4 protein-coding genes are annotated in these 4,493 nt (G+C 69.0%); all 4 read right to left on the bottom strand.

Features of this window, described 5'->3' with window-relative positions:
- Positions 1-669, bottom strand: a 669-nt coding sequence (locus APM_RS11015; RefSeq protein ID WP_007423453.1) for an ATP-binding cassette domain-containing protein, incomplete at its 3' end; no start/stop codon positions are given.
- Complete coding sequence (locus tag APM_RS11010) at positions 666-1,517, bottom strand: ABC transporter permease (protein WP_007423452.1); 852 nt, start codon at positions 1,515-1,517, stop codon at positions 666-668. The genes APM_RS11015 and APM_RS11010, both read right to left, overlap by 4 nt.
- Positions 1,514-2,479 (bottom strand): ABC transporter permease, encoded by a 966-nt coding sequence (locus APM_RS11005; RefSeq protein WP_007423451.1) that lies wholly within the window; start codon positions 2,477-2,479, stop codon positions 1,514-1,516. The genes APM_RS11010 and APM_RS11005 overlap by 4 nt, the downstream gene beginning before the upstream one ends.
- A 3-nt stretch (positions 2,480-2,482) precedes the next feature.
- Positions 2,483-4,135, bottom strand: coding sequence for an ABC transporter substrate-binding protein (locus APM_RS11000; RefSeq protein WP_007423450.1), 1,653 nt, complete (start codon positions 4,133-4,135; stop codon positions 2,483-2,485).
- Positions 4,136-4,493: the final 358 nt, after the last annotated feature.

Genomic DNA, 4,493 nt, shown 5'->3' with positions numbered 1-4,493 from the left:
CAGCACCGAGGTACCGTGCACCGCCCGCAGCGTGGCGATCAGGTCGAGCACCTCGGCCTCCACCGTGGCGTCGAGCGCCGTGGTCGGCTCGTCGAGCACCAGCAGCGCCGGGTCCTTCGCCAGCGCCATGGCGATCACCACCCGCTGCAGCATCCCGCCCGAGAGCTCGTGCGGATAGGCGGCGAGCACCCGCCCCGGCGCTGCGATCCGCACCTGGTCGAGCGCCTCGCGCGAGCGCGCCCCGGCCGCCGCCCCGGTAATGCCGAGCAGCTCGAACGCCTCGCGCAGCTGCACCCCGATGGTCAGCGCCGGGTTCAGCGCGCGGCTCGCGTCCTGATACACCATCGACACCCGGCGCGCCCTGAGCCGCCGCAGCGCTCCGGCGTCGAGGCGGGCGAGATCCTCGCCGCCGATGCGGATGCTGCCGGCCCGCACCCGCCCGTTGCGCGGCAGCGCGCCGAGGGCGGCCAGCGCCGCGGTCGACTTGCCGCACCCCGATTCGCCGACCAGGCCGAACGACTCCCCCGGCGCGATCGAGAACGACACGCCGCGCAGCACCGCGAGTTCCTGCCCCCGCGTGCGATAGGCGACCTCGAGCCCCTCCACCGCCAGGGCCGGGGTCGCCGCGGTGGCGCCGTCCCGCTCCGTGCCGGCCAGCACCGCGCTCATTCCAGCGCCGCCTGCACGCCGTCGGCGACGAGGTTCACGCCGACCACGAGCGAGGCGATGGCGATGGCGTCGAACACCACGGTCCACCAGTAGCCGCCGGTGATCATGGCGTAGTTCTGCGAGATCGCCAGCCCCCAGTCGGCCGAGGGCGGCTGGATGCCGAAGCCGAGAAAGCTGAGCGAGGCGACGGTGAAGATCGCGTAGCCGAGCCGCACCGTGGCCTCCACCAGGATCGGCGGCATCACGTTGGGCAGGATCTCGACGAACATGATGTGCGCCGCCCCCTCCCCGCGCAGCTCGGCGGCGGCGACGTAGTCCAGCTCGCGCTCCGCGATCACCGCGGCGCGCACCGTGCGCGAGATCAGCGGCGCGAAGATCAGCCCGATGACGATCACCACCGTCGGCGTCGACGGGCCGAGCGCGACGAGCGCCAGCAGGGCGACGATGATCAGCGGCAGCGCCAGCAGCACCTCGATCAGCCGGCTCAGCACGGTGTCGATCAGCCCGCCGAAATAGCCGGTGACCAGCCCGATCGAGGTGCCGAGCACGGTGCCGAGCAGCGTGGCCAGCGGTGCCACCGAAAGGATCGAGCGCGAGCCGACGATGACGCGCGAGAAGATGTCGCGGCCGAGCTGGTCGGTGCCGAACGGATGCGCGAGGCTCGGCGGCGCCAGCGTGTGCATCAGGCTGTCGTGATAGGGGTTCCACGGCACGATCCACGGGCCGAACAGCGCGCAGATGGTCCAGAACAGCACGATGCCGATGCCCGCCCGCGCGCTGCCCGAGCCGAGGATCAGCCGCGCCCGCCCGGCGGCCGCTTCCGGCATCGCCGCCCCGGCGCCGCTCATTTCGCCGCCCCGCGATGCAGCCGCGGATTGAGCATGATCAGCAGCATGTCGGCGGCGACGGTGACCAGCACATACACCGCGCCGATGACGAGAATCCCCGCCTCCAGCATCGGGAAATCCTTGTTCCGCGCGGCGGTCAGGATCAGGCTGCCGATGCCCTGGTAGCGGAACAGCGTCTCCACGATCACCAGCCCGCCGACGAGATAGCCGACCTGGGTGGCCACCACGGTGATCGTCGGCGGCAGCGCGTTGCGCAGCACGTGCCGCACGATCACGGTCCGCCTTGGCAGGCCCTTCAGCGTCGCCGTGCGCGCGTAATCGGATTCCAGCGCCTCGATCGTCCCCGCCCTGGCCATCCGCGCGATATAGCCGAACAGCACGAACACCAGCGGCAGCGCCGGCAGGATCAGGTGATGGATCTGCCCCAGCGCCCCGGCATGGCGCGGCGCCGTCGCGGTCACCGGCAGCGCCCGCAGCCAGATGCCGAGGATCAGGATCAGCACGATCGAGGAGACGAATTCCGGGATCACCGTCATCGACAGGCCGGTGAGGCTGATCGCCCGGTCGATCCGCGAGCGCGCGTGGATCGCCGCATACACCCCGGCGCCGATCGACAGCGGCACGACGATGACGAAGGCGATGGACGCGAGCTTCAGCGAGTTGAGCAGCGCCGGCACCACGAAGCTCGCCACCGGCCGGCGGAACGCGTAGGACTCGCCCATGTTCCCGGCGGCGAACCGGCTGATCCAGTGCCAGTACTGCACCGGCACCGGCAGGTTGGTGCCGAGCTGGCGGTCGAGGGCGGCGACCGCGACGGGGCTCGCCAGCGGCCCGAGGATCGCCCGGCCGACATTGCCGGGCAGCAGCTGCGCCCCGGCGAAGACGACCATGCTCAGCAGCAGCAGCGTCACGAGGCCGAGCATCAGCCGCCCCGCGAGCAGGCCGAGCAGCCGCCGCGCCATGCCCTATGCCACCGTGGCGTGCTGCAGGAACACCTGCGACATCCCGGTCACCACCACCCCGCTGACCGTCTTTTTCGTGGCCGCGAGGTAGTTGTAGAAATACGCGAAGATGATCGGCGTCTCGTCGAGCAGCAGCCGCTCGATCCGCCCGGAATATTCGCGCTGGCGCGTGAGGTCGACGGTGGCGATGTAATCGGCCACCAGCTTGTCGTAGGTCTTGTTGTTGAAATGCGCGGCGTTCCACGAACCGCCCGATTCCAGCGGCGCGGTGAGAAACACGTTGGGCACGCCGCGATGGCCGTAATCGGTGATTCCCATGGTGGAATCGAGCCAGTCCGAATTGCCGAACGTTGCCTTTCCGTAATAGGCGGCGCTGGTCTCGATCTTGAGGTTGATCTTCAGCCCGATCTCCGCCGCGGCGTTCTGGATCAGCACGGCATAGTCGGGGATTTCCTGCACCTGCTCGGTGGTCAGCGTCACCTCGGCGCCATGCGCGAGCCCGGCCTCCGCCATCAGGTGCTTCGCCCGCGCGATCTGCCGGTGCCGCTGCGGCACGCTCGTGTTGGTCGAGGGATAGATCGGCGCGAACGGGCTGTCATTGCCGAGGTCGGAAAGCCCGCCGAACAGCGCGTGCACGATGCCCGGCCGGTTCAGCGTCAGCGCCACCGCCTGGCGCACCCGCTTGTCGGTGAAGGGCGGCTTGTCGCAGCGCATGTGCACCTCGCGATGGTTCGAGGAGCGGATGTTGAGGATCTTCACCGAAGGGTCGTGCAGCAGCCCCTGCGCGCCCTGCACCACGATCTGCTGGATCACGTCGACCTGCCCGCCCTGCAGCGCCAGCACCTGCGATTGCTGGTTGCTGTAGAAGCCGAACTCGGTCCGCGCCGGCATCACCTTGCCGCCCCACCAGGCGGGGTTGCGCACGAAGCTGGCGCCGCGCCCCGGCGTGTAGGCGTCGAGCCGGAACGGCCCGGTGCCATCGAAGGTCTTCTCGTAATCCGCGGCGACCGATCCCTTCGGCAGGATGATCGCGTTGTAATTGTCCGAGGAGACGAGATAGGCGAAATTCCCGTTCGGCGCTTCGAGATGGAACGCGACGGTATGATCGTCGACCTTCACCACCCCCTCCGGCTTCAGCACGCCCTTGAAGGTGGAAAGCGCGTTGGAGCCGTTCTTCGGGTCGGCGAGGCGGGCGAGCGAATAGACCACGTCATCCGCCGTCATCGTGCCGCCGCTGTGGAATTTCACCCCCTTGCGCAGCGTGAACGTCCACACCCTGCCATCCCGGCTCGACTTCCACGACGTCGCCAGCATCGGCTCCAGCCGCAGCGTCTTCGGATTGTCGAACAGCAGGAATTCGCCCGCCTGCTGCAACATGCACAGGCTGCCGGTATCCCCGGCGACGACGGGGTTGATCGCGGTCGACGGCGCGGTGATCGAGACGCGGATGGTCGCACCCTCCCCGCCCGCGGCCAGCGCCCGCCCCGGCGCCTCGCCGATCATGCCGCCGAGCAGGGCGGCGGAAATCCCGTAGGCGCTGCCATGCCGCAGCAGCCCCCGGCGGTCGATCCGCCCGGCCAGGAACTCGTCGATCACGTGATTTTGCAGCTCGTCGAGCCCTGAACGCGCCTGCTGGTTCGGCAGTCTGAACTTCATGTCCCCGTTCTCCGTTCCGTTATCCCGCGCGGCGCGCCGCCGCGCGAGGCGCGAAAAACCCTGCCCGCGCCGTTGTTTTTTTCAAATCTCCCTGTCATCGGGCAGTCTGGCGTGAAATATAGTCAAGTTCAATTGATTTTTTGTCATAGGGTCGGCTCTCCCCGACCGTCCGCACTATCGCCGGTTCCGCCGTGACTGCCCACCGTTTATTCCATTACAGTTTCGTTTCAGAAAATCATCCCGCGAAAACACCGATGAGCTTGACGCCCCGCCGCACCCCGCCCACCGTCCCTCGCCGCGGCCCGCGCCGGCCGGTCATGCCCGCGCCCGCCGCCCTGCCGACGAGGATCGTCCCCGC

Source organism: Acidiphilium sp. PM (genome assembly GCF_000219295.1).
GTDB classification, from domain to species: Bacteria; Pseudomonadota; Alphaproteobacteria; order Acetobacterales; family Acetobacteraceae; genus Acidiphilium; species Acidiphilium multivorum.
Note: the sequence above shows the minus strand (reverse complement) of the source record. Positions and strands in the feature narration are given on the sequence as shown.

Bases quoted from the DNA above. Each gene is read 5' to 3' on its own strand.
- APM_RS11010 (WP_007423452.1), bottom strand. From the start codon at position 1,517: ATGAGCGGCGCCGGGGCGGCGATGCCGGAAGCGGCCGCCGGGCGGGCG.
- APM_RS11005 (WP_007423451.1), bottom strand. From the start codon at position 2,479: ATGGCGCGGCGGCTGCTCGGCCTGCTCGCGGGGCGGCTGATGCTCGGC.
- APM_RS11000 (WP_007423450.1), bottom strand. From the start codon at position 4,135: ATGAAGTTCAGACTGCCGAACCAGCAGGCGCGTTCAGGGCTCGACGAG.